Raw genomic sequence first — 24,375 nt, forward strand, 5'->3', positions numbered from 1 at the left:
TAATAATTGATCCTAGATTATAAACGAAACAAACAAAACGACGAAATAATGACTCCATCACAGTTCAACGAAAGCCTACTAGGCTTACAAGAAAAACTTAGGTATTTCGCTTTGAGTTTAACAGCAAATGAAGACGATGCTAGTGATCTCCTACAAGAGACAACGTTAAAGGCATTAACATATAGGAAGCAATTTGTTTCAAATACAAATTTTAAGGCTTGGGTATTTACTATTATGAAGAATACCTTCATAAATAACTACCGTCGTGTTCAAAAAACACGGAATACATTTGATTCTGCAGAAGATGCTTATAGAGTTGCCTTTAAAGGTAATTACGCATCAGAAACACCTGAATCAGTGCAAGCGGTTAACGAAATGAATAATAGCATCGCTAAACTAGATGATGATTTTAGAGTTCCATTTACGATGCATACATCGGGTTACAAGTATAAAGAAATTGCTGAAAAACTTGAGTTGCCGATAGGAACAGTTAAAAGTAGAATATTTTTTACACGAAAGAAACTTCAAGGTATGCTTGAAGATTAATTAAGGTTTTATTAATGATTATATACGGTGCAAATTAACTCTTTAGTTAGTTTGCACCTTTTTATTTTAAGATATTATGAGTGCTAAGTTAAAAAGATACGATAGAATTTATACCCAAGCTGCAGATCTTGTAGAACCAATAGATAATCCAATTTCCAGAATGTCAACTATTGCTTCTTTGTTGCATCATAAGATGAGTAATTTTTTTTGGACTGGCTTTTATTTAATTGATAAAGGGGAATTATTAGTAGGACCTTATCAAGGTCCCATTGCGTGTTTAAGACTCAAGAAAGATGTTGGAGTATGTTGGGCAGGCTTAAATACATCGAAGACAGTAATAGTGGATGATGTTGAAACTTTCCCTGGCCATATTGCTTGTAGCTCATTAACAAAATCTGAAATAGTAGTTCCAGTTATTGACAAAAAAGGTAATACTATTGGCGTATTAGATGTCGATAGTAAAGAGTTATCAAATTTTGATGAGGATGACAAGCAGGGCCTAGAGAAACTGGTTTCATTAATATTTTAATTATTTATAAAAAAGTATTAACCACAACTACTTGAAGAACATGAAGAGCAAGAATCGGAAGAACAGCTCGATTTTTGCTCTATCATAGCTTCTGTAAAATCTTTTAGAGTGCCCTTTTTAAAGAAATTTATATTTTCTTCAACTACATTTCCTAAGCTCTGATATACTTCAATTTCGTTTTCAAATAGAATTTTAGCGGCCATTGGACGCAAATTAGGAGTTATAATAGCTTTAATTTCAAGTTTCTTTAACTCAGACATAGATAGATAAATGGTATTAGATGTATCTAGAGTATACACTTCCGATGAATTTTCGCTAATATCAGTAATACAATAATGATTCGCTTTATAGAAATCATTCGCTAATAATTCCTTGCTTAGTCCTTTTTCTCCTAAAATTGGGATACATAATTTCATAATGATTTGCTTTAGGTTAATATCTCGTAATTTCTACATAATTGTAGCTTGTATGTTATAATTCTTACATATCAGTAATGATATCTTGATGCTTACTTGCTATAACTAGTTGTTTTATAATGAATTTCAATAATGTTATTTATTCACAACTATATATAATCCAAGTTATATGCCAAGTTTCTTTTAGTTAGAGTGGGGGATATTCGTATATACTTTGTCTTATAATAAACGATAAAGTTTAATGTAAAATCTACCATCATGAAAAATGTACCTTATACCACAGTAATAAAATCATTGATGATTGTAATTTGCTTATCAGCGATAAGTATTGAAACTTCTGCAAGATCTTATTTTGAAGATATTGGTTCTGATACAATTAATGTTGTTGAATACCGCGCTAAAATAATCGATGATGATTCAGGAGATCCACTAATGTTTGCATCGGTTGGTGTGGTAGCTTCAAATATCTCAACAGTTTCCAATTCCGAAGGCTATTTTGTTATTAAGGTGCCTGAGGAAATAAAAAATGAAGCTTCCATTAAGATTAGTTATTTAGGATATGAAGAGAAAATAATTAAACTTTCTACGCTTTCTGAAAATAGAAACAAGATACGATTAACATCTATTTCGGTTTCATTAGAAGGAATTAATGTAGCTCCAAAAGATGCTGATGAAATTATGCGAAATGTTTTGAGTAGGAAGCATCTTAATTACATGCAAACGCCACTACAAGTAACTGCATTTTACAGAGAAACCATTCAGCGACGCAGGTCTTATGTTTCCTTAACTGAGGCTATAGTAGATATTTATAAGCAGCCATATAACAATTTTAGGTACGATGGTGTAAAATTATATAAAGCACGTAAAGATGCCGATTATTCGAAAATGGATACATTAAGTTTTAAACTTCAAGGAGGTCCGTACTCAACATTAATGCTCGATGTAATGAAAGATCCGTATGCTATACTTAGTTATGAGGATTTGGATTATTATATTTTTAATGTAGATAATGTAACTAAGGTTAAGGATCGAATTATATATGTATTGTCATTTGTTCAAAAACCATATGTTATTACGCCACTTTTTTATGGTAAGCTATATATTGATGCAGAAACATTAGCAGTTTCAAGTATTGCTTATAGTATTAATATTAGTGATAAAGAGGAGGCCTCTGCAATGTTTATTAAACAGAAACCTGCAGGTGCGGTTGTCTACCCTACAGAGGCAAGCTATTTGGTTAAATACAAACAAGAGGGCGACAAGTGGATGTATAGTTACTCTAGAGGGAGTATAACATTTAAAATTAATTGGAAGAAGAAGTTATTAAGCACAAATTATACTTCAACGATAGAAATGGCGGTTACCGATTGGAAAACTGCTGAGGTAAAACCATTTAAAGCTAACGAGAAGATTAAGAGAAATGTAATTCTTCATGATCAGGTTGAAGGCTTTAGAGATGATACTTTTTGGGGACAGTATAATGTTATTGAGCCAGAGGCATCTATAGAATCAGTAATTAAAAAAATTAAGAAGCGTTTAGATAAAAGATAAAATAATTACTTTTAGGGCATGGAAAACAGAAAAGCAAGCAATATTATTGCTTGCTTTTTTATGTAAAAATATATTGATGAGTTATATAAGAGGTTTTGCGAGTGATAATAATTCTGGGGTTCATCCAGATGTATTAAAGGCAATTGAGGCAGCCAATGTTGGGCATGCAATTGGTTATGGCGATGATGTGGTTACTCATAGATGTGAAGAGTTGTTTCGTTCTATTTTTGGTTTAAAAACAGATGTGTTTTTCGCTTATAACGGAACGGGAGCTAATGTAATTGTGTTGCAAGCATTAAGTCGTACTTATAATGCTATTATTTGTCCTGAGACAGCACATATTAATGTTGATGAATGTGGTGCACCAGAAAAGCATTCAGGGGCAAAACTATTACCTGTTAAAACGGATAACGGAAAATTAACGGTTGAAGGTATTAAGCAATATATGCATGGTATTGGCTTTGAGCATCATTCACAACCAAATTTGGTGAGTATTACGCAGGCCACTGAGCTGGGCACTTTGTATTCGTTAAATGAAATAAAGGAAATTGCAGATTACGTTCATGCCAATAATATGAAATTACATATGGATGGCGCTCGTATTTCTAATGCCGCAGCTGCTTTAGGTTGTAGTTTAAAGGAAATGACTGTAGATGTTGGTGTGGATGCCTTATCTTTTGGAGGAACTAAAAATGGCTTAATGTTTGGTGAGGCTGTGCTGTTTTTTGACTTGCCCACTGATGATGTAAAGTTTATTAGAAAACAAACAGCTCAGTTACATTCAAAAATGCGATTTACAGCGGCTCAGTTTGAAGCTTTACTAACTAATGATTTATGGCTAAAGAATGCCTTGCATGCCAATAAAATGGCTCAATTATTAGCTGAAAAGGTTGGGGAAATTGAAGGAGTAGAACTAACTCAAAAGGTTGAAAGTAATGGTGTTTTTGCCATTATTCCGGAGTCTGTAATTGCAGATTTACAAAAAGAATTCTTCTTTTATGTTTGGGATGTTTCTCAGTCAGAAGTTCGCTGGATGACATCATTTGATACACAAGAAGAAGACATCTACAAATTTGCAGATTTACTTCGATCTAAATTGGCCTAAAAGAATTTCTAGCATTAAAGAATTTTTTGGTTTAATGCTAGAAATTATATTATCAATTTAAAAAGGATATAAGTAGGGAATGCGAATAGTCTTCTGACTGATTATTGATTTCAACACTAACATTAGCAGTATTACTGTAAAAGAAGCTGCACACAAGATTGGCTATAAATCAAGTTCTAAGTTTACTGCTGAGTTTAAAAAACAGTTTGGTGTTTTACCAAAGGATTTAGTAAGTATATAAATCATAGAGGATGTTATTACTCATCCATAATATCTTCATGCTCCTCGGCTTTATTAATATCATTTTTTAGTTCGTCCAAATTTTTGATGTGTTTTAGGTAAATAGGGTCGTATACAAATCGAAAACATAGATACATAAATAGCAGCGTAACCACATAAACTACGGAGCCAATAAATATAGGTGTTTTAAAAAAGGCAGTATGGTCTGGATTCTCAGAAACCGAATACCTACTAATACATGCTAATGCAGAACAACATAAAGGCATAATGAAAATTGCAATCCATTTGAACTGTATGTATATTCTTTTTAGTATTGGTACCGTACTGTTTAAGAATGATGAGGTGGTGGTTTCAGATAGCTTTTTAATATTAAATAATCCCAACAATGGTATTATATACATAGTCAATATAACAAACACAAAAATATCAAAATGGACAGCAGATTTCTCGTCAAATTTAAAATTAGCGAATAGTAGAATTGCTATTATCAATACAAATGAGATACTATTTTCAATTAAAAATTTACGTTTCAAACGATTTATTTCGTTTTGGCTTTTCTTGCGTGTAATGGATTCTATTTCTTTGAGAGTTAATTTCACTTTAAGTTGATCTCTCGTTTGTTTCTTCCAATTCTCCCTAAGTTTTTCAATACTAGTAAAGTCTTTCATCCTGCATCAATTTTTTAAGGGTTTTCTTTACTCTGCTCATTTTCACTCTCACATTAACTTTTGAAATTCCAAGTATCTCGCTAATTTCACAATACGAGGTCTCCTCTAAATAAAGAAGAACAAGTGTTTTATCTATTTCTGATAAATGGTTGATGGCTCTATAAAGGGTGCTAATCATTTCTGCTGATTCGGCCTCTAAATAAAAAGGAGATTCATCATAAATACAATCACGTTCAGGCATAGGGTCATTCTTCGAATGCTTTTTTTCTTTTCTAATCCATGATACAGCAGTGTTAATAGCTACCCGATAAATCCAAGTAGAAACTTTACTTTGGTGTTTAAAGGAAGCATAGCCTTTATAAAGCTGTATGCATATTTCCTGAAACATGTCTTTTGCTTCGTCGTCTGATTTGGCATAAACCAGCGCTACCTTGTGTATTAGCGCTTGGTTCTGTTGTATCAGTTCTTCAATAGTAAGGTTATTTTGCACGTTAGGTTATTGATTTATTTGTTCATAGAGCTTACTGTGTATCCTTTTTGTTTTAATAAATTTATGATTCCGTTGTCACCTGACAAGTGCGCTGCACCTACTGCAATAAATGAAGATTCATTTTGCATAATAGAATCTAACTTTGGAATCCAATTTTTATTTCTGTCTTCTAGTAGTTTGGCTTCAATGCTTTTATCATCATCTTTATCTAATTCTGCTTGCATAAATTGATGCAACGAATCAAGGTTCTTAGTTAAATATACTTCCTTCAGTTCTTCAAACTGTTTAATCATAAATATTTCGTCCTTATTGGGGATGTACATATCTAATCCTGAGGCTTCGATAATGTTAAATTGTTCATCAATACTCTCTAGGGAATTAATGTTGAGCTTATTCTTTTTCGCGATTTTAGTAAATACCTTCTCATAGTTTTCAATATTATCATAATACTCCATACAGGCGAGGGATACTAAATTGAATGGTTTTAGTTTAAAATAGCGATCTATTTTACTTTCTTTTATCTGTAACGTATCTGCAAAGTAACTATAAAGTATGTCGTAGTCTTCTTTGCTCATATAATCTTTTAAAGATTTCCCATCCGGAAGCATCAAACGTTGCGCCATTTTAACCTGCTCTTTTATGGATAGATCAATATCAACTTCTAACGTTAAAGAGGTGGCTGATTTTAAGGTTTGTAAAGCATCTTCGCCAAGAAAGAAGTCCTTTTCGGGCATTAGGTGGATGGTGCCGTACAAATAGGATGGTTCAGTTTGTTTATCAGAAGATATTTTCCAAAGCAAGGTACCCGAATTTGCCGTTGTACTAGTGGGGGCTTTAAAATTTACTAAGGTGAAAAATAATATAATTGCAACAATTACAACTGAAGAGCTTATTATTAGTTTTTTCATTTGTTTTGAGTTATTAGCTTATTAGAATTAAAAATAATTTGTTTGAGCTCAATTCATAAGTCGTAAACTAATGATAATTGTTACAAGAAAAACGGAAAAATATTATGAATGTATGATTTAAGGATTAATTGGAGCTTAGAATTGCGAGTAAAATTGCCATAGGCCATATAGGCCGATAATCTCGGTATATAAATGATTACTTCAAAAAAGGGGTCAAGTTTAGTGGTCTTAACCATTGTACCTTACTAATCATTAGGTAATGATTAGTTGTTAAAATGACTCCGTCATATTAAAGTATAAGAGCGTTTGATTGTTTATTGGGTCTTTACCTATGTCTAATCTAAAATTCATGCGTGGTTGTACCTCTACTCTTAATCCTATACCATAATTGGGTAGGGCATGTATTTCTCCTTCAGTTCCCAAATCAACAGTTCCAACTCCTGCCCAAGCAGCAAAGCCAAGTTTAGATAATAGCTTGCGCATTTTTGTTTCATCTCCTAGGTTGAACATATGTCGGTATTCTGCAATTGAATAAACAGAATGTTTGTCTCTGAACTGACCTTTATAATATCCTCTTAAATCGAAAGGTGATCCTACCATCGACAATTCAGTTAAGGGTACATCGCCAACAGTAAACCTCCCGTTAACTGTCCATGCTAAAATTCTTCTATCGCCAAGGAACTTTAGTTCTTTAAACTGTCGGTAATCTGCATTTATTACGGCAAACTCATTGGTGCTACCAAAAGCCTTAGAATAATACGTGGCATTTAATTCCATTAACATTCCGCTATATGCATTGGCTGGCAAATCGCGTGTATCGTAAAGTATATTTACTCCAATACCAACGTTGGTATAAGTGAGGCCTAAAGAATCACCTCCAGCAGATATATAATCGGTGTTATTTACAATACCTTCACTGGGGTCTTTCATTTTATTATGAGTAAAATCAAATGATGTCCCCCAAAAAAGATCCGAATCTTTATACCTAAATAAGAAAGTAGGATTAACCTGAATATTCATATCTCGGTATTCTGTGGTTTCAGTACCTCTCTCAATGCTAATGTTATCATCATATCCCACACCATAATAGTGATTGAGCGTGTTCATGTATGATATTTGTCCAAAAATTCGAAATCTATCCTGATTAAAGAATAGTTGAGGTTTGATCATAAAACTACCGCCACCATTTGCCATGTAAGCAAATGCGAAAGGCAAAACGGAACGTTTTAAAAGCGAATCTGCTGGGTTTGTTGAGAAGGTTAATAAAGTACTTCCTCCAATTAATAAACCATAATCAGGGGTATAACCTGGGCCTCCGAGTATGCTAAATTTTAGATTTTTACTTTTTATTGAGTCTGTTTGTGTTTGCGAAAAGGTTAATGTGCTTGCTGTGATTAGTAGAAAAACTAATATATATCTCATTTCAATTCTTACATTTTACGATTACAAACTTACGAAATAACTATTTTACTATTGCAGACATTATAAATGAAGCGGATAAAAATGTGATTGAAAAAAGGTATTTGCAGTAATGAGATACTTCGTTGTGTATTTTTCTATCCCAAATTAATTGGAATGGAAACTTTCACTTAAGCATTATTAAAGAAGTAAGAATAATGCTTAAATGAAAGTTATGGTAATTTATTGCTTATAAATATATGTGCTTAATGTATGTGTTTGATTTGGTTGAATAGTTATAATATTATTCAAACTATTGGTTGACTCAACACATAACATTTTTTTGTAATCCGTATCTCCTAGATCCGCCATCTCAATACATAATTCTTTACCTGGATTCCAAACTACAGTTGTTTCACTTCCGTCCTTATCCATTACAATTTTCTTATTCGTATCGTGTATGATACAAGCATTATTTGTATTACAATAATGTCTATCTATTCGCTCACCAAAGCTTAAGATTGTTTCGTTTTGAGTTTCATTTTCTTTGTTGACATTATTAAAATAGTCTTTTGAAGCAAGTCCTTCCAGTTTTGTTGTGTCAATATCGTTAATTAAAAAGTAGGTATGTAGAGCAGCACTTACTTCAAATGCCTTCGAATCTTTATTTGTTGTACTTAATGACACGCTTAGCTTTTTACCAACGACTACTTTAAGTTGAGCTTCGAACTGATGTGGCCAAACTTTTAAAGTGTTTTCATTCGATTTTAAACCAAGAACTAAAGTTACTTCATCATTAGCGATGGTCTCAATTACTTCCCACTCGGTTGTACGGGCAAAACCGTGCGATGGGAGAGATGGGTCATTTGTATTTGCCCCAAACCATGGCCAACAAACAGGAATGCCACCACGTATAGCTTTTCCATTTTTAAAGATACATTCGCTACTCATAAAAAGTAATTCTTCGTTATCTTCATTAATGAAGCTTAACACCTGTGCTCCGTATAACGAAATTTTTGCTTTTGAATAATCACTTTGGATATTAGCGATGGTGGTATGTTCGTATTTAGCAAAACTAAGTTTGTTACTAATGCCAAATTCCTTATTCATTGCTTCTGTTTGCATACTTTTTACTTTAATAAATGTAGATACTAATTCAGATGATCATGATTGTAAATCACACTTTGCAAACATATAATATTTTTACAGAGTCTAATGTTAATTTATTGTTAGAAAGTGAAACTTTTAAAGCGAAATGTTAAGCTAAAACAATGTGTATTTGTTAAAAATACCTTCATTTTATGCGGAGGTATTATAAAAATTATTCCAAATATTAAGGTGCTCAGATATATATGTAATCGCGTTATTGGTAACTTTCTTTAAAGTATAGTTAATATTAAGGAAATATAAGAATTGATTTGCTTCCATATTTTTGCCATCGTTAAACAACACCAACCTACCGTTCTTTATTAAACTCTCTTCATTTGATCTTATAGATAAACAACACGCATACACACACACTACCTACAACATCTATGAAATCTGTTATTACAAATAATGATTTCAATTTTATTAAATGAAGCAGTTTTTATTACTAAGTCTTTTATTTTTTTCAATTACAGTTTTAGCTGAAACACGTGAGGTAAAAGGCCTCGTGTTAGACAAAGGAAATGAGCCCCTAATAGGAGCTACAGTTCAGCTATCGGGTACTCTTAAAGGTACTGTTGTTGGCTTTGATGGTTCTTTTAAATTAGGAGGTTTAGAGCCTGGTAAACACACCATCAATATTTCTTTTATGGGATATAAGGAGCAAGTACACGTTATCAATATCCCATTTGATGAGGATATAGTTATTATACTTGATGAAGATGACCAGATGGTAGGTGAGGTTGTTGTTACCGGAACTATGGCAAAAAAAACAGCCACAAGTGCAAGGGCAACAGAACGTATGGCTAGCAAAGTAGTAAATGTGGTTTCAGCACAAACTATTGAGTTGTCGCCTGATTTAGATGTGGCTAATGTAGTAAAACGTATCTCTGGTGTAAGTTTAGAGCGTAACAACTCCGGTGATGGTCAGTATGCCATTGTTCGCGGAATGGATAAGCGTTATAACTATACTTTAGTTAATGGCGTTAAAATACCATCGCCTGATAATAAAAACCGCTATGTTCCCTTAGATATTTTCCCATCTGATTTAATGGATCGTTTGGAAGTAACCAAAGCTTTAACTCCTGATATGGAAGGTGACGCTGTTGGAGGGGCCATTAACTTGGTAATGAAAGATGCACCCGATAAATTCGAAGGGCAGTTTAATATGTCGGTTGGTGGTAACACACTATTTAATGCTGATAATCCGTTTATGTCATGGGATCAGTCGGGTATGATGCAATCTCCGCCTACTTGGAGTGGTGCCAATCGTGCTACTGATGGAGATTTTTCTGTATCTCATATGAAAAATCAATACCAGAACTATGTACCTAATATTATTGCTGGTGGTTCAATAGGAGATCGCTTTTTCGACGATAAGCTTGGTGTAATTGTAGCTGCTAGTTACCAACAAACAGCTCGTGGATCGGAGAGTACTTGGTATCAAACAGGAATGCAAACCAATAACTCTACGCGTTTGGATAATATGGAAGAACGTAATTACTCACAGTTACAAAAACGTGCAGGAGTTCATAATAAAATCGATTTACGTATCAACCCAAATCATAAACTAAACTGGTATAACGCCTTTGTTTATTTAAGAAACGATCAGGTACGTGATGTAACAAGAACAAGAACATGGGGTAGCTACGATCCAATTAATGGAAATGCCGGTGAAATGAGTTTTAATACGCGTTACCGTAGTACTATTCAGCAAATATTTAATAGTACACTTTCAGGCGAACACAGAGTTGCCGATAAAGTAGTTATAGATTGGTCGGGAGTTTACTCAAAGGCTACCAATGATATACCAGATAACCTTCGTTTTAGCCGTTCAGGAGAGATGAACAATTGGGTGGTTTCACCTGAGCGTATTGCTGAGATTAATGCATTAAGACGTAGATGGGATAAGAACGATGATCAGGATATTGCCATGTATGCAAATATTACAATGAACCCTGATGTGAGTTTTGCTACTAAATCGGAGTTTAAATTCGGAGGATTAGTTAGATATAAAGATCGTACTAACGATTATGAGAGCTTTACTTTTAGTGCAGGAAATCGTGCGCTAGTACAGGGTGTAGATTGGAATGATATTACTGATGTTGATTGGAAAATGAACGGAAATGGTAGTGGAGTTACCGCTTCACCAAATACTTATAATTCGCACGAAAACATTAAAGCAGCCTATGGTCAATTTCTATTTGATATAAACGATCGTTTAGAGATTGTTGGTGGTGTTCGTATGGAACATACAGACATCGGTTATTTTCTTCCAAATCCTACCATGGAAAATGAAGACAATAATGAGGTAGAGATGAACGAAACCTATATGGATTTTTTACCGAGTATACATTTTAAATATAAACTAGATAAAAATCAGAATATACGAGCATCTTACTTTAAATCGGTTATTCGCCCTGGATTTGCAGAGTTTGTGCCAATTAGCAATACCGATACTGAGGATGATTGGGAAGAAAGAGGAAATCCGAATGTACAACGTACCATTGGACACAACCTTGATTTGCGCTACGAGTTTTTCCCTTCAGGCTTAGATAAATTTATGATAGGTGGATTTTATAAGCAATTAATCGATCCTATTGAGTATGCCTTAAATCGCACAGCAGGTTATATTATGCCAGATAACTTTGGTACTGCTACCAATTGGGGTATTGAATTAGATGTAGTTAAATACTTCAGAAACTTTGGTATAAGCGGTAACTATACATATACAAATTCAGAAATTACTACTGATAAATCCTATTACACACGTGTTGATCCAGACGATTCAAGCTCGGATCTAATTTTAGCAACACGCGAAGAAACAAGATCATTACAAGGACAGGCAGCACATATCGGTAACTTATCATTACTATATAAGGACAGTAAACGTGGCCTAGATATACAATTAGCAAGTGTATATACAGGAGATAGAATCCATAGTCTTTCGGCTTTCTATAAAAACGATATGTGGCAACGAGGATTCTGGCAGCTCGATTTTTCAGCTGAGAAGAAAATAGGAAACGTAACTGTATATACGAAGCTATATAACTTACTGAATAATGCTTACGAAATAGAAATTCGTCAGCCAATTACATCCGATCAGGCGATGTTCCCTCAACAGGGTGAAACAGGAGATAATGTTTTAGTACGCCAGGACTTCTACGGACGTCAGTTTTTAATTGGATTGAAATATAAATTTTAACGCATACTACACTAACAAATTACACTATTAACAAATGATTAAAAGAAATTTTTTCGCAAAAGCAATGGTTGCTGCTGCTTTAATAGCTGCACCTGCAATGTTTACTTCATGTTCTGATGATGATTCTTCAAAACCAGGTGGAGGAGACGATATTGATTTAGATGAAGGTCGCCCAACAGGTTCCGTTGCAATTGGTGGTGCTTTAGATGAAGATATGACACTTATTTCAGATAGTATTTATTGGTTAGCCGAAAACTTGATTATTGGAGAAGGTGTTACTTTAAACATTGAGCCAGGAACAGAAATTCAAGTGAGCCCTTACACCAACCCTGAGATTGTTGTGGCTGGTAATATTTATGCTTGGGGTACTGAGCAAGCTCCAATTACTTTTACACTTTCTGAAAATCAACCAGAGTATTTCGAATACAATCGTTACAACTGGGGTGGTATTGTTGGTCGCGATATGGATGATCCAAACCAAGAAATTGGTATGACTTACGTTACTGTTGAGTACGCAGGTGGACCAGCAAATAGCAACTCAGAAGCAGTACGTAATGGTAAATTAGAGCCAGGTGAGTTAGGTTACTCTATTTTCTTTAACAACAACAAAGGGCAAGTTTATATGGAGAACTGTACTGTTGCTCACTCAGGTGGAGATGCCATTTACATTGAGCGTGGTAAAGTAGCACTTTTTCATAATGTTGTTGCTTATGCAGGTACAACAGAAGATGAGGCTTTTAACTTTAAGCAAGGAACTACAGGAGACTGTGCTTTTAACTTAATGTATTCAGCTGCTACAAACGGTATCAAAATTAATAACTCTAAACCTATCGATGGTGACCCTCAAACAAACGTAAACATGTACAACAATACAATGGCCTATTGTGGATGGAGACGTGATGGTGAGCGTGGTGGATCTATCAACATCGAAAAGGGAGCACGTGGTTTAATTGCCAATAACTTAATTGTTAACTCTAAGTTTGGTGCTAAGGTTGATGAAGGTGCTGACCTTCAGAATCTAACTGTAACTAACAACTATTACTATGGTCAAGTATTTCAAAGCGACCAAGGTGGTAATGGTTACTTACCGCATCATGGTATTCTTATTGGTGATGTAATTTACGAGAAAGACGAAGATGGTGAAGATACTGATGTAGTTTGGGCTACTTTTGATGATGTATTTAACTTCACTTGTAACTTCTTCGATGGGGAAGACCTTACTAATGATTTAGAAAGTCCTCAGTTTGTAAATTTCAACAATCAACCAGCAAATGAACATGCTGATCCTTCTAAAGAGTTAGATTATAAGGATATGGATTTTGCCATTTCTTCAGCTTCACCAGCTGCAACACACGGAACCGAGGAGCAATCATTATTAGCCGATCAGGTAGTTGAATCAGTAGGTGGTAAAACTATTGTTCGTCCAGGATTATCTGCTGTTGTTGGTGCCTTTGGTGCTAAATAATACGCTATATTGATTACTTAAAATATCTTACCTCGGATGGCTCCTGGCCATCCGAGCTTATTAACGTGAGTTCGATTAAAATTAATGAGCTCAGATTTTCTTAGATAATTGATTTACAATGTAAATCCCTGAAGAATAGTGATCTGAGCCAATAATTTTATGTAGAATTCACGTTAATTATTAAACTCCAGACTGAAGATTAACAAACTATTGCTACAATAATTATATAAAAATTTCATTTGATGAAAGCATTAAAAATATTTTTCAGCCTCCTAGTTATTATCTTTTCATCGTGCCAGCATTTTGCTGAGCAAGATCAATCGCTAAAACCCGATCGTATCATCCTATCCATACAGGAAGATCCTACTACACAAATGGGTATTACTTGGCGAACCATGCAAGAAACACCAAAATCTCTTGTTCAGGTAAGTATTGAAAACTCAACGCCCGATTTAAAAGAAACGGCAAAAACTTATACAGCCCAAACCTACAGTTATAATAATGGCAAGCAAGATGTAATTAGCCATAGAGTAACTATTAAAGATTTAGAACCCGCTACTGTTTATGCCTACCGTGTTGGCGATGGCAGTAACTGGAGCGAGTGGAATACTTTTGAAACAGCTGATAAAAACGAATCAAAACTATCGTTTGTATACTTTGGCGATGTGCAGTATGGGTTTAATACCGTATGGGGACGCGTTTTACGTCAATCTTTAAAGGCATGTCCTAATCCTGCATTTTTTATGTACGCAGGCGATTTAATAACCACTGCGGGCGATGATTTAGAATGGGAACAGTTTTTTGAAGCTGGCGACTGGGTTTTCCGCACATTTCCTATACTAGCAACACCTGGTAACCACGAGCATTTTAAAAACAATGGTGCGTATGGTGATTTAGCACCACATTGGCATGCTAATTTTTGCTTTACCGAAAATGGCCCGAAAGGATTAGAGAATACGGTGTATTATACCGATCAGAATGATGTTAGGATTATTTCGCTAAACACAACTAATTTATTGACTCCAGGGGTAGATATTGATGAGCAACTAAACTGGTTTAAATCAGTTTTAGAAAATAATCCGCAGCGTTGGACAGTGGTAACCATGCACCATCCTATACATAACTTAAAGGGTGGACGTAATGATAAAACCATCAGTGAAATTTTACAACCTATTTTCGAAGATTATGGGGTAGATTTAATTCTACAGGGACACGATCATGCTTACGGTAGATTGGTTGATACGCATAAAAAATCTGATAAATATGTTGGTCCTGCCTATGTGGTTTCTGCCGCAGGAGCAAAAATGTACAGCTTTAATTTTGAAGATTGGGCCGATCGTTTAGCTACCAATACACAACTATATCAGGTAATTGATATTGATGGTGATGAGCTTGTTTTTAGTGCTTATTTGGTAGATGGAGAAATGTTTGATCAGTTTAAACTAACAAAGCAAACTGAGGGCGAAAATATTTATACTACCAATTACCCTCGTCAGGCTGAAGACAGAATGGAATTGGGAAAACGCGCTAAAAAAGGAATGAGCGAAGAAGATATTGAAGCATATCAAACTAAAGTTGAAGCCTTTTTTGATAGTAATAGAAAGTAATCTCAATTGAGTTACTCTGATATAGTTTTTTTTATGGAGCCGAATGATATAGATTATCATTCGGCTTTTTATTTTTCTATTTAAGCGCCTTGCTAGGCTGGCCTCTTTACAAAAGGCTTTTGTTTTATTTGAGGCTTTAGTAAGACTGGCTAGCTGAGAGCTTTGCTCTTAGATCCGCCAGCCGCACTTAAGCATCAAATAAATAAGAAAGTTTTTTGGAAAGCAGCCTTGAATTTCTTTGCTTCTGTTTCTTGCTTCAAGGCAAGAAATGAAGTTGGGTTTGGGCAAACAGCCCAATACGTAATATTATTATTTAGGACAATATTTGTAGAATCTATAAATAATTCAATTATTCTTCCATTATTTTCACTGCTTCATATACTCTAAGTAGACTGTTTTATCTGTCTTTAATACAAGTAGGTTATTTCTAATTTTGTTAATCTAAAAATATGTACCATAATGTATAAAGTTACAATAACTACCACTGTGTTAGTGATATGTATTACGAAAGTTAATGTTAGGTTAAAGTTTTTGTGTATCATAATTCTTGCTCTATATTAGATTTATTGTTTCAAATATTTGATGCAACTAAACTTTAAAAACAGAAGAATTTATGGCAGAAGAAAAAAACAAAGTAGATGTTCAACTTTATGATTTAACGGTAACCGAAAATCCTACCGATTTTTTCGGACGTGTACGAAGCAAAGGTACTCTTGATAACTTTGCTATTGCTTCTCGTATAAAAAAAGAAGGAACCGAGTATCAGCTCGAATCTATGGTAGAGGTTTTAAACCGTGCCGACCGCATAAAATCGGAGGGCTTAGCCAGTGGTTATAACATTAACACTGGTTTTATAAATGCGCGTTTGGGTGTGCAGGGCGTATTTTATAATGCTTCTTTTGATGCAAAGCAGCACACGCTTAAAGGAACGGTTAATTTAAGTTCTGATGCACGTGCTAAAATTGCTGACACTGGCGTTACAGTGCTAGGTCAGGCACAAGTAGGTACACTTATTTACCGTGTGGTTGATAGCTTTACAGGAAATGTAAATAGCACCTTAACCCCCTCAAACGCCGCTGTAGTAATTGGCGAAAAACTTGAGATTAAAGGCGAAGAGGCTTTTGCCGATGAGGTGGGGGCTTATTTTATTAGCCTAGCAGACGAATCGCGCACAAAATGCCAAATTATAAGCAGTAAAAATAAAGAACTCATTATTTTGATTCCAGCCCTGGCTGCTGGCGATTATGAGTTTGAGGTGGTAACGCAATGGTCGGGCGGTAGCATGTTAAAAGAGCCGCGTTCAGAAAGAATGGAGACCGTTTTAACAGTTGGATAATAGCTTGTTGAAAATTCAACAGCCCCGTGTGAGTTTTTCCACAGCCTCGTGTGAATATTTCCACACGGGGCTGTGTAATTTTCAACAGGCCCCGTGTGGAAATTTACACAGACTTATTTTTTTAAGTAAAATACCGCTGTAGGATAGATAATCAATAGCCAAGAGGGGGTGTGCACAGGGTGATTCTAAAGGTACCCCAACTACTATGTTTGTGCTTTGTTTCCGATGGTGTAGAGAAACGCCGTATACGAGAACTGTACGTATGTTGGTGTGAGAGGCTCGCCGCTAGGCTAAGTGCCTAGCGGCGCTCTACTTGATTGGCGGTATGTGCTTTCTTTAATTCAGGTGGAGCTGCAATCTGCCTAATCTTCTTAATATCCTCGCAAACAGTCTTGTTTAGAACCTTGCTTCTCATTTCTTGTTGTGAGGAGAAAATTCTTGAAATGCTATTATAGATAATTGAGTAGTTATCTTCTTCTTTATTATTTACGTAATAATAAATTCTGATATTCTCACAATTGTCATGTTCAAAAATATACTTCAACATTGTCCTATCGCTTATTCCGCATGAATGTCCAACTATGCATACTTGGTAGGAGTTTTTCTTCAGAAACCTCTCTAATTTTGTGTAATTTCCAAAACTAGCATATTGTTGCATCTTGAAGTTTAAAATAACATCATCATTTCCATCTTCCAACATTTTATTAAAAATTTCATCTTCTTCATCTCCAAAACCAAAAATAATCTCTTCATCTAAGCTTCCATGTAAATTTATTACATCAATATTTTTGTATTTTGAATCTACTAAAGATTCAAGTTGTTCTCCAATAAACTTAGGTTTTGTATAATTAAAATTTACTATCAATACTTCGTCAGGCTCAACACTTAATGAATCTGGTTCAAATGCTAAATTAAATCTTGGGTGAAGTTTTGTTTTGTCGTATTTCTCTTGCTCTGCTATTAGATAAGTTTTTAATTTTCTTGCAATAAAATTCAGTTCATCATTAAGCTCCTTAATTCCTATTTTATCATTTTCTTTAAATAACGATGTCAAAAACTCAAAATATTCTTTTTCTATATCAATCCAACCAGAATTAAGTTTAGAAAATATCCTTGAGAAAAATGGGGTCATTTCAACAGTAAGATGGTCAAAGTACTCTTCCTTTTTAATAATCTTGTTAATTAATTCTATTACATTCTCTTTATTGTGATATCCTTCTGGTATATCGCCGATTCCATAATTTATAGAACCCTTTTCATTACTTAATGAAAATGTAATTAATTCTTTTTCTGTATGACTTTTAGATGTAAACTTCTGAACCACTTCGAATAAATAGCTCTTAATAAATTGTCCATAACTAGTTTCAAGGCCATTGCAAAGGTCAAACCCATTTCCTACTACTATTAATCTATTCATTTATAACTATTTTTAACGTTTGTTGTTTTTTGCATTACCGCCAACTAAGATGTATCCCATCAAATATGTAATTACACCTTTAGTAGTTACTATTTTTATACTCCACGAAAATATAAAAATTAATGGTTTATGTTTACTATGTTACCCTAATGTTTTCAGTTTTGTGCTAAGCTGTAGTGTTTTAAACGTAGCAAAGTTAAAGCTATAAGTTGCTTAAGGCGTGTTTGTGGCTGTTATCCAAAACCTGTTTTATCAATGAACATTAGCTTATCACTTGACCTAGAGTAGTAATTGACTGTATGATAAGAGCCGTATGAATTGAGAGGTTCACGTATGGAGTATCTGAGAGGAGTAGGGGTGAAACTCTCCGCCTTACTCGACTATATAGTTTTTTTCATTTTACATTGAAGGTACCCAAATTATCTCCTTGTTTCATTTCTTACCTTAAGTCAATGCAAAAGTTTGTTTCAAGGGCCACCTTTGCCTAAAATTAAAACTTCATAAAACATGATACTTTTAAAACTTCAAAATCAAGGAAAATTATATTCACGGTTAGCAGGTCTTTTATATCTAACAATTGCTCTAGTTGGAGGATTTAGTATTGGTTATATGCCAACAGAAATTGTCGCTGAAGGAAATGCACCATTAACGTTTCAGAATTTATTGGATCATCAAGAATTATTTAGATGGGGCATCGCAGGTGATATTGTTGTATTAGTATTAGAAACTCTCCTCACGGTGATGCTTTATCAACTTTTTAAATCAGCTAGCACCACCGGTATGACCATAGCTACTTATTCTAGGCTTGCTATGGCAATAATTATGGGAATGAATCTTATTAACTATATGTTTCCTGCAATAATTATGAATCAACCTGAATACCTAACTTCTTTTAGTTCTGCTGAACTAGAATCCTTAACCCTTCTTTTTTTTAAGGCACATAAATATGGCGAGTTAGCTTGGCAAATTTTCTTTTCTGTTCATCTCTTCACTTTAGGTTATGTTATCCAAAAGTCTGGTAAAACTCCAAAATGGTTGGGTTTAATTATGCTAATAGGTGGTATCGGCTATGCAGGAGATAGTTTTATTCAATTTATGTTGTCGAATTCAGTTGTGCTTTCTGTAATCTTTTCATCAATGCTTGTTCTAGCTGTAATTGCAGAATTTTGGTTCGCTTTTTGGCTTTTGATAAAAGGAATAAATAAGGATTCCGAAATTTAAATAAGTTATCATTTTTTCAGGTAAATTCGTTTTTTAATTCGACTTAACAATTCAGGAGTCACACCAAGATAACTAGCAATTTGATGTTGGGGTACTCTATTCATCAAGCTAGGGTTGTTATTCATTAAATCTGCAAATCGTTCTTCGGGAGAGGAAATCATAAAAGAGGCCATTCTTTCCTGAAGTTCTCCCGCATCTTTTTCGACTTCGTTTTTTATGAATTCTGTAAGCCGTGGTATTCGTTCACACATTTGATCAACCAATGATTGATTGCCAACAGTCAGAAGACAATCTTCTGAACATTCTAAGAAGTGTTTCGAAGGAACTTGATTTGTATAACTAGAAAAAGAATTGACAGATTGCCCTTCAGTGAAAAAAGCTGTTGTCTTTTCCAATCCGTTCTTAATATAGTATTCTCTTACACATCCTCTTATTACGGCATAACATTCTTTACAAATCATGCCTTCCTTTAATAAGATAGTCCCTTTCTTGAATTCCTTAACAACAGTGTGCTCAACAATAATTTCAACTTCATCAGTTTTTAGAAATGGGAAATTGGATATGAATGCTCTAAATTCTTCTTTCATTTATTCAATTTTATATAACGTTGATTGGATGAAGCGATAAGCGATTTGAAAAACCAAACCGACCAAAATACAAAAGAGCCAACATTTTAATTTTTGTTTAAACTTACTTCTTTCCAAAAACAAATGAAAATTTTTGGGGACTGCAATAAACCTAAAAGAATCCTTATTCACAGCTTACACTTATGCTTTATGTCAGATTATTGAGCTTAGTACTTTTTACTTTGCTGAATATTTAAAATACGCTAAACCATTCATTCCTCTTATTGACATAGGTACTTCATTAATCTTTGTGTTAACTACATCAACTAATTTAATTTTCTTGCACATGCGGAAACTTGGTAAATATTCGAGATTCTCATTATTTGTTAGGTAAATTTCTTCAAGGTTCTCACAATACATTAATACATCAACATCTCGAAGATTATTATTTCTAATTGACAAAGTCCTTAAATTTTTAAGTGATGTAAACCATCCCGGTATTTCAGTTAAGTTATTATCATCTAGAATTAACACTTCTACATCTGTGTCAATAATTGGAAGTTTTGTAAGGTTCTTATTGCTTAAGTCTGTTATATTACTTCGCGTTTGTCCGTTTCCACGATATACAATAACTGATTCAGTTGATTGTCCTGATACCAATAATGGAACAAACAGTAAAATAAAGATGATCGTTTTCATAAAGTGATTTTCTAGTTAGTAAGAGATTAATTTTTATTTAATAAAACTGATGTATTAAGTTCATGGCTCTTGGGTGAACAGATTAGAGATAAAACCTAAATCCACTACCGAAATCCTGCCGAGTCAAAGCTTGTGGTTTTATTTGTAGCTTTTCATTCCGTTTAGAATGAAAAGCTTTGGCGGAACCGTTTTCGCCTAAACAGCCCTCAGGTCAAACCGTTCCACATTGATTATTCCTATTTGTTGCCAGTAGTTATTACTTTATATCAATAGATACTCAACTCGTTTAACTTTATGATCTAAACCAAAGAAAACAACTAACTCATAATGATCTAAAAATGCATAATTATCTGGATCTGGTGCAAAATAACAATAAGTATTCTTAGTCCAACAATTCTCCTTAAATCCTATGCCTAAGTACTTCTCAACTTCTTTCTTTGTTTTTCCAATAAGCAGTTCGCTAGATATCAAGTCATTTACCATTCTGTATCTTATGCTTTTATTTTCACACCATTTTATAGGCTCAAAAGTCTTTGAACGCCATATTGGAGCAAAAACCCCAATGTATAGTAAAATAAATATTGATGTATAAAGAGATGGCATTAAGATAACTGCTAAGTAATTTAAAAGTCTAGGATATTTAAAGTTGAACTTTTTAATTATTTTTCGATAATAAAAGAAAGATGGCATCAACAAAAGAACCTGTATTACAACAAGTATTACTATACTATTAAGCATCATATTTATAATATATAATTTGTTTTCTTATTCAAAAGCTTCAAAAGCTATTACCGCACAATACAAATAATTGGTCACCTTCAACATCCACTATAAACAGCCAAATTAAATTAATTAATGCTTCAAATTAATTATACAGGAAGACTATAGCACTAATTACTGGCAACTAAGATGTATCCCATCAAATGTGTAATTACATCTTTATGGTTACTATTTTTTTACTCCACGAAAATATAAAAACTAATGGTTTATGTTTACTATGTTACCCTATTGTTTTCAGTTTTGTGCTAAGCTGTAGTGTTTTAATGTTGAATTGGTATTGTGAGTAACGAATAAATACAAGCATTTTAAACGTAGCAAAGTTAAAGCTATAAGTTGCTTAAGGCGTGTTTGTGCCTGTTATCCAAAGCTATTTTATCATTGGATATTAGCTTATCACTTGACCTAGAGTAGTAATTTGACTGATGATAAGAGCCGTATGAATTGAGAAGTTCAAGTACGTTGTTGTGAGAGGAGTAGGGGTGAAATTCCCCTGGCTTACTCGGATGGGCATTGGGCTTTTATTTCAATAGACTATCAACTTCTTCTTTTAACATAGGAAGAGATCTATTTACAATTAACCAAATAATATCCTCAGAAACACTGTCATATCCATGGATAATACGATTTCTAGTATCCACAATTTTTCTTGAATTGGTAATTGGGAAATCAGGTTCTAATTTCAAGATTCTATTCAATGCTTCACCAATTATTTCAAGATTACGCTCAATAGCTTTTCTAGTTTTCAAATCTTTCTGAAATTCAAAGAAATTTCTTTTCTCAGGTAGGAAATCATAAATTTCTTGAATAGAACGCTGTATGTCTTCTAACCACGTACAAATTTCAGGCTTCATATAATTTGAATTTTGAGCGTTCTATATTATTTCTGAGATGAGAGTTTTTAATACCCTTTTCTTCCAGTAAATCAATTGGTTTGTCAACTAGTTCTTGTAATTTAAATTTAAAGTCAAAATAATTTTCAGCATAATCAAGTGGGTCTTTCGAGTTAATGTCAATAACTAAATCAATATCGCTATCTAGCCCAAATTTATCAGTCAATACTGATCCAAAAGCATATAAAGTTTTTACATTATGCTTCTTACACAAGTATTTTATTTCTTTAATATATTGATCTAAATACATAAAAATTCTTTTTCCCAAAGATATAAAATACATTCTCAAAATTACTGATAGAATCTGTAAATCTTGGCCTTATGCCCAACTAATATGTATCCCACCAGATGTGTTATTACATCTTTATACTTACTATTGTTATGCTCCACGAAAATATAAAAATTAATAGTTTATGTTTACTATGTTACCCTAGTGTTTTCAGTTCTGTGCTAAGCTGTAGTGTTTTAATGTTGAATTGGTATTTTTGTAAACAACAAAGCCGCATTTTTTAAGTGCGGCTTTGTTATTTTATGTGTTATTGATTTTTACTCAAACTTACTAGGGTTTGCAGCAACATAATAACGCGGATCGTCAATATCTCTAACAATGCGTTTATCTAAGCCAGCATCAGCTTTTAGTAAAAGCTTAATACAGTCTTCACTCAAATGCTTTAAAGTAACGTATTTGTTGGCAGCCTTATATTTATCTATGATGTTTGTAATAGCTTCCACACCCGAAACATCAGAAACTCTTGATTCAAGAAAGTCAATTTCTATAGAACTAGGGTCAGCTTTAATATCGAATTTCTCATTAAACTCTTTTGTTGAACCAAAGAATAATGGACCCCAAATTTCGTAAATGGCCTTGTCTTCTTCATCTATTCTACGCTTGCGAGCACTAATGCGTTTAGCACTCTGCCACGAGAATACAAGAGCAGAAATAATTACCCCAACAAAAACAGCAATAGCTAAATCAAATACTACAGTAACAACCGATACTACAACTAATACAACCGCATCGCCAATTGGTATTTTATTTAAAATACGTAAACTCGACCATGCAAAGGTTTCAATTACCATAACAAACATAACACCTACTAATGCAGCAATTGGCACTTGTTCAATGTATTTATCTGCAAACAGGATGAAAAATAATAGGGTAACCGCCATGGTAACGCCCGATAAACGACCTCTACCACCCGAGTTAATATTAATAATGGTTTGGCCAATCATACCACAACCACCAGTTCCACCAAATAAACCACTAAGCATATTTCCTGCACCTTGCGCAATACATTCGCGGTTTCCGTTACCTCTGGTTTCGGTTAATTCATCAACTAAGTTCATGGTCATTAACGACTCAATTAAACCAACAGAAGCAGCCAAGAAAGAATAGGGTAGTATAAACTTTAAGGTATCCCAATTAAACGGAAGGTTTGCCCATAAGTCGGTATTTGGAGTTGGGAATTTACCTTTTAAACCTTCGCCACCACCTTCTCTGATATAAGAACCAACGGTTGAAACATCTAAATCGGCAAAAATAACGATTAAAGTAGTAATAATAATGGCAGTAAGTGCTGCAGGTAATTTCTTGGTAGCCTTAGGTAATAAGTAAATAACTGCCATAGCAAATAATACCAAGCCAATCATGGTGTACAGTTCTGGTCCGTGCATCCACACATCGGCATAGGTTTTTAATCCATCAGCAGCAACTTCTAAATGTTTGTGGGTAAACATTTTTATCTGTGCCCAAAAAATAACAATGGCCAAACCATTCACAAACCCTAACATTACAGGATGTGGTATTAGTCGGATAAACTTACCTAACTTAAATACTCCTGATACAATTTGTATAATTCCCATTAGCACAACGGCAGCCAATAGATAAAAATAACCCATGTTCTCAATAGGTACTTCCATTGCCATTCCGCGCGCGTGACCTTCGGAAATAAGGTGTACAAAAATTACGGCTACAGCTCCAGCAGCTCCTGAAATCAATCCAGGTCTACCGCCAAATAGCGCTGATATTAAACCAATAATAAATGCACCCGATAGTGCCACTAATGGATCAATCCTGGCAACAAAGGCAAATGCTACAACTTCAGGAATCATGGCTAATGAAACGGTAATTCCAGCAAGTACCTCATTTTTCACATTAGCTTTAGTAGCTAAGTTTTCTAAAAATCTCATAT

Annotated in this window: 22 protein-coding genes; 9 read left to right on the forward strand and 13 right to left on the reverse strand. The window is 34.1% G+C overall.

Annotation, left to right across the window (positions count from 1 at the left end):
- Positions 1-48 precede the first annotated feature (48 nt).
- Positions 49-546 carry an RNA polymerase sigma factor gene (locus tag A8B35_RS18320; protein ID WP_075603651.1) on the forward strand — a complete coding sequence of 166 codons (498 nt, stop codon included), beginning with the start codon at positions 49-51 and terminating at the stop codon, positions 544-546.
- A gap of 76 nt (positions 547-622) precedes the next feature.
- Complete coding sequence (locus A8B35_RS18325; protein ID WP_075603652.1) at positions 623-1,075, forward strand: GAF domain-containing protein; 453 nt, start codon at positions 623-625, stop codon at positions 1,073-1,075.
- Between the two features lie 17 nt (positions 1,076-1,092).
- Here A8B35_RS18325 and A8B35_RS18330 read toward each other — a convergent pair whose 3' ends face one another.
- Positions 1,093-1,491: a NifB/NifX family molybdenum-iron cluster-binding protein gene (locus A8B35_RS18330; protein WP_075603653.1), complete on the reverse strand. Its 399-nt coding sequence runs from the start codon at positions 1,489-1,491 to the stop codon at positions 1,093-1,095.
- Between the two features lie 258 nt (positions 1,492-1,749).
- Between A8B35_RS18330 and A8B35_RS18335 the strand changes: the two genes are divergently transcribed.
- On the forward strand, positions 1,750-3,042 hold the full coding sequence (locus A8B35_RS18335) for a carboxypeptidase-like regulatory domain-containing protein (RefSeq protein ID WP_075603654.1): 1,293 nt from the start codon (positions 1,750-1,752) through the stop codon (positions 3,040-3,042).
- A gap of 76 nt (positions 3,043-3,118) precedes the next feature.
- A complete protein-coding gene (locus tag A8B35_RS18340; RefSeq protein WP_075603655.1) occupies positions 3,119-4,147 on the forward strand; it encodes a threonine aldolase family protein in 1,029 nt (342 codons plus the stop codon).
- Between the two features lie 257 nt (positions 4,148-4,404).
- Here the strand turns inward: A8B35_RS18340 and A8B35_RS18345 are convergent, their stop codons facing one another.
- The 5 genes from A8B35_RS18345 to A8B35_RS18365 form a co-directional block, all read right to left on the reverse strand.
- Complete coding sequence (locus A8B35_RS18345; protein WP_075603656.1) at positions 4,405-5,055, reverse strand: hypothetical protein; 651 nt, start codon at positions 5,053-5,055, stop codon at positions 4,405-4,407.
- The gene (locus tag A8B35_RS18350; protein ID WP_075603657.1) at positions 5,039-5,545 is read right to left on the reverse strand and encodes an RNA polymerase sigma factor; all 507 of its coding nucleotides are present in this window, start codon (positions 5,543-5,545) and stop codon (positions 5,039-5,041) included. The genes A8B35_RS18345 and A8B35_RS18350 overlap by 17 nt, the downstream gene beginning before the upstream one ends.
- A gap of 14 nt (positions 5,546-5,559) precedes the next feature.
- Positions 5,560-6,453 (reverse strand): TraB/GumN family protein, encoded by an 894-nt coding sequence (locus A8B35_RS18355; RefSeq protein ID WP_075603658.1) that lies wholly within the window; start codon positions 6,451-6,453, stop codon positions 5,560-5,562.
- Positions 6,454-6,723: 270 nt separating this feature from the next.
- Positions 6,724-7,875 carry a BamA/TamA family outer membrane protein gene (locus A8B35_RS18360; RefSeq protein ID WP_075603659.1) on the reverse strand — a complete coding sequence of 384 codons (1,152 nt, stop codon included), beginning with the start codon at positions 7,873-7,875 and terminating at the stop codon, positions 6,724-6,726.
- Positions 7,876-8,094: 219 nt separating this feature from the next.
- A complete protein-coding gene (locus A8B35_RS18365) occupies positions 8,095-8,976 on the reverse strand; it encodes a D-hexose-6-phosphate mutarotase (protein WP_075603660.1) in 882 nt (293 codons plus the stop codon).
- Between the two features lie 451 nt (positions 8,977-9,427).
- Between A8B35_RS18365 and A8B35_RS18370 the strand changes: the two genes are divergently transcribed.
- From A8B35_RS18370 to A8B35_RS18385, 4 genes are all read left to right on the forward strand, one after another.
- Positions 9,428-12,202: a TonB-dependent receptor gene (locus tag A8B35_RS18370; RefSeq protein WP_075603661.1), complete on the forward strand. Its 2,775-nt coding sequence runs from the start codon at positions 9,428-9,430 to the stop codon at positions 12,200-12,202.
- Between the two features lie 34 nt (positions 12,203-12,236).
- A complete protein-coding gene (locus A8B35_RS18375; RefSeq protein ID WP_075603662.1) occupies positions 12,237-13,667 on the forward strand; it encodes a right-handed parallel beta-helix repeat-containing protein in 1,431 nt (476 codons plus the stop codon).
- 242 nt (positions 13,668-13,909) lie between these two features.
- Positions 13,910-15,274, forward strand: coding sequence for a purple acid phosphatase family protein (locus tag A8B35_RS18380; protein ID WP_075603663.1), 1,365 nt, complete (start codon positions 13,910-13,912; stop codon positions 15,272-15,274).
- Between the two features lie 613 nt (positions 15,275-15,887).
- The gene (locus A8B35_RS18385) at positions 15,888-16,610 is read left to right on the forward strand and encodes a DNA-binding domain-containing protein (RefSeq protein ID WP_075603664.1); all 723 of its coding nucleotides are present in this window, start codon (positions 15,888-15,890) and stop codon (positions 16,608-16,610) included.
- Between the two features lie 298 nt (positions 16,611-16,908).
- Here the strand turns inward: A8B35_RS18385 and A8B35_RS18390 are convergent, their stop codons facing one another.
- Entirely contained in the window at positions 16,909-18,027 is a 1,119-nt protein-coding gene (locus tag A8B35_RS18390) for an AbiH family protein (RefSeq protein WP_075603665.1), read from the reverse strand.
- A 507-nt stretch (positions 18,028-18,534) separates the two neighbouring features.
- Between A8B35_RS18390 and A8B35_RS18395 the strand changes: the two genes are divergently transcribed.
- A complete protein-coding gene (locus tag A8B35_RS18395; RefSeq protein ID WP_075603666.1) occupies positions 18,535-19,248 on the forward strand; it encodes a DUF4386 domain-containing protein in 714 nt (237 codons plus the stop codon).
- A gap of 8 nt (positions 19,249-19,256) precedes the next feature.
- On the opposite strand, the gene A8B35_RS18400 is transcribed toward A8B35_RS18395, so the two are convergent.
- The 6 genes from A8B35_RS18400 to A8B35_RS18425 all read right to left on the reverse strand — a co-directional run bounded on the left by A8B35_RS18400 (position 19,257) and on the right by A8B35_RS18425 (position 24,373).
- Positions 19,257-19,835, reverse strand: a complete 579-nt coding sequence (locus A8B35_RS18400; protein ID WP_075603667.1) for a Crp/Fnr family transcriptional regulator — start codon at positions 19,833-19,835, stop codon at positions 19,257-19,259.
- A gap of 216 nt (positions 19,836-20,051) precedes the next feature.
- The gene (locus A8B35_RS18405) at positions 20,052-20,513 is read right to left on the reverse strand and encodes a leucine-rich repeat domain-containing protein (protein WP_075603668.1); all 462 of its coding nucleotides are present in this window, start codon (positions 20,511-20,513) and stop codon (positions 20,052-20,054) included.
- A gap of 261 nt (positions 20,514-20,774) precedes the next feature.
- Positions 20,775-21,254 (reverse strand): hypothetical protein, encoded by a 480-nt coding sequence (locus tag A8B35_RS18410; protein ID WP_139314935.1) that lies wholly within the window; start codon positions 21,252-21,254, stop codon positions 20,775-20,777.
- Between the two features lie 557 nt (positions 21,255-21,811).
- Positions 21,812-22,144, reverse strand: a complete 333-nt coding sequence (locus tag A8B35_RS18415; RefSeq protein WP_075603670.1) for a HepT-like ribonuclease domain-containing protein — start codon at positions 22,142-22,144, stop codon at positions 21,812-21,814.
- Positions 22,134-22,433, reverse strand: a complete 300-nt coding sequence (locus tag A8B35_RS18420; protein ID WP_075603772.1) for a nucleotidyltransferase family protein — start codon at positions 22,431-22,433, stop codon at positions 22,134-22,136. Before A8B35_RS18420 ends, A8B35_RS18415 begins: the two co-directional genes overlap by 11 nt.
- A gap of 296 nt (positions 22,434-22,729) precedes the next feature.
- Positions 22,730-24,373 carry a SulP family inorganic anion transporter gene (locus A8B35_RS18425; RefSeq protein ID WP_075603671.1) on the reverse strand — a complete coding sequence of 548 codons (1,644 nt, stop codon included), beginning with the start codon at positions 24,371-24,373 and terminating at the stop codon, positions 22,730-22,732.
- Positions 24,374-24,375 lie beyond the last annotated feature (2 nt).

Origin of the sequence: Saccharicrinis aurantiacus (assembly GCF_001660705.2) — a bacterium.
In the GTDB taxonomy this organism is placed as follows: domain Bacteria; phylum Bacteroidota; class Bacteroidia; order Bacteroidales; family Marinilabiliaceae; genus Saccharicrinis; species Saccharicrinis aurantiacus.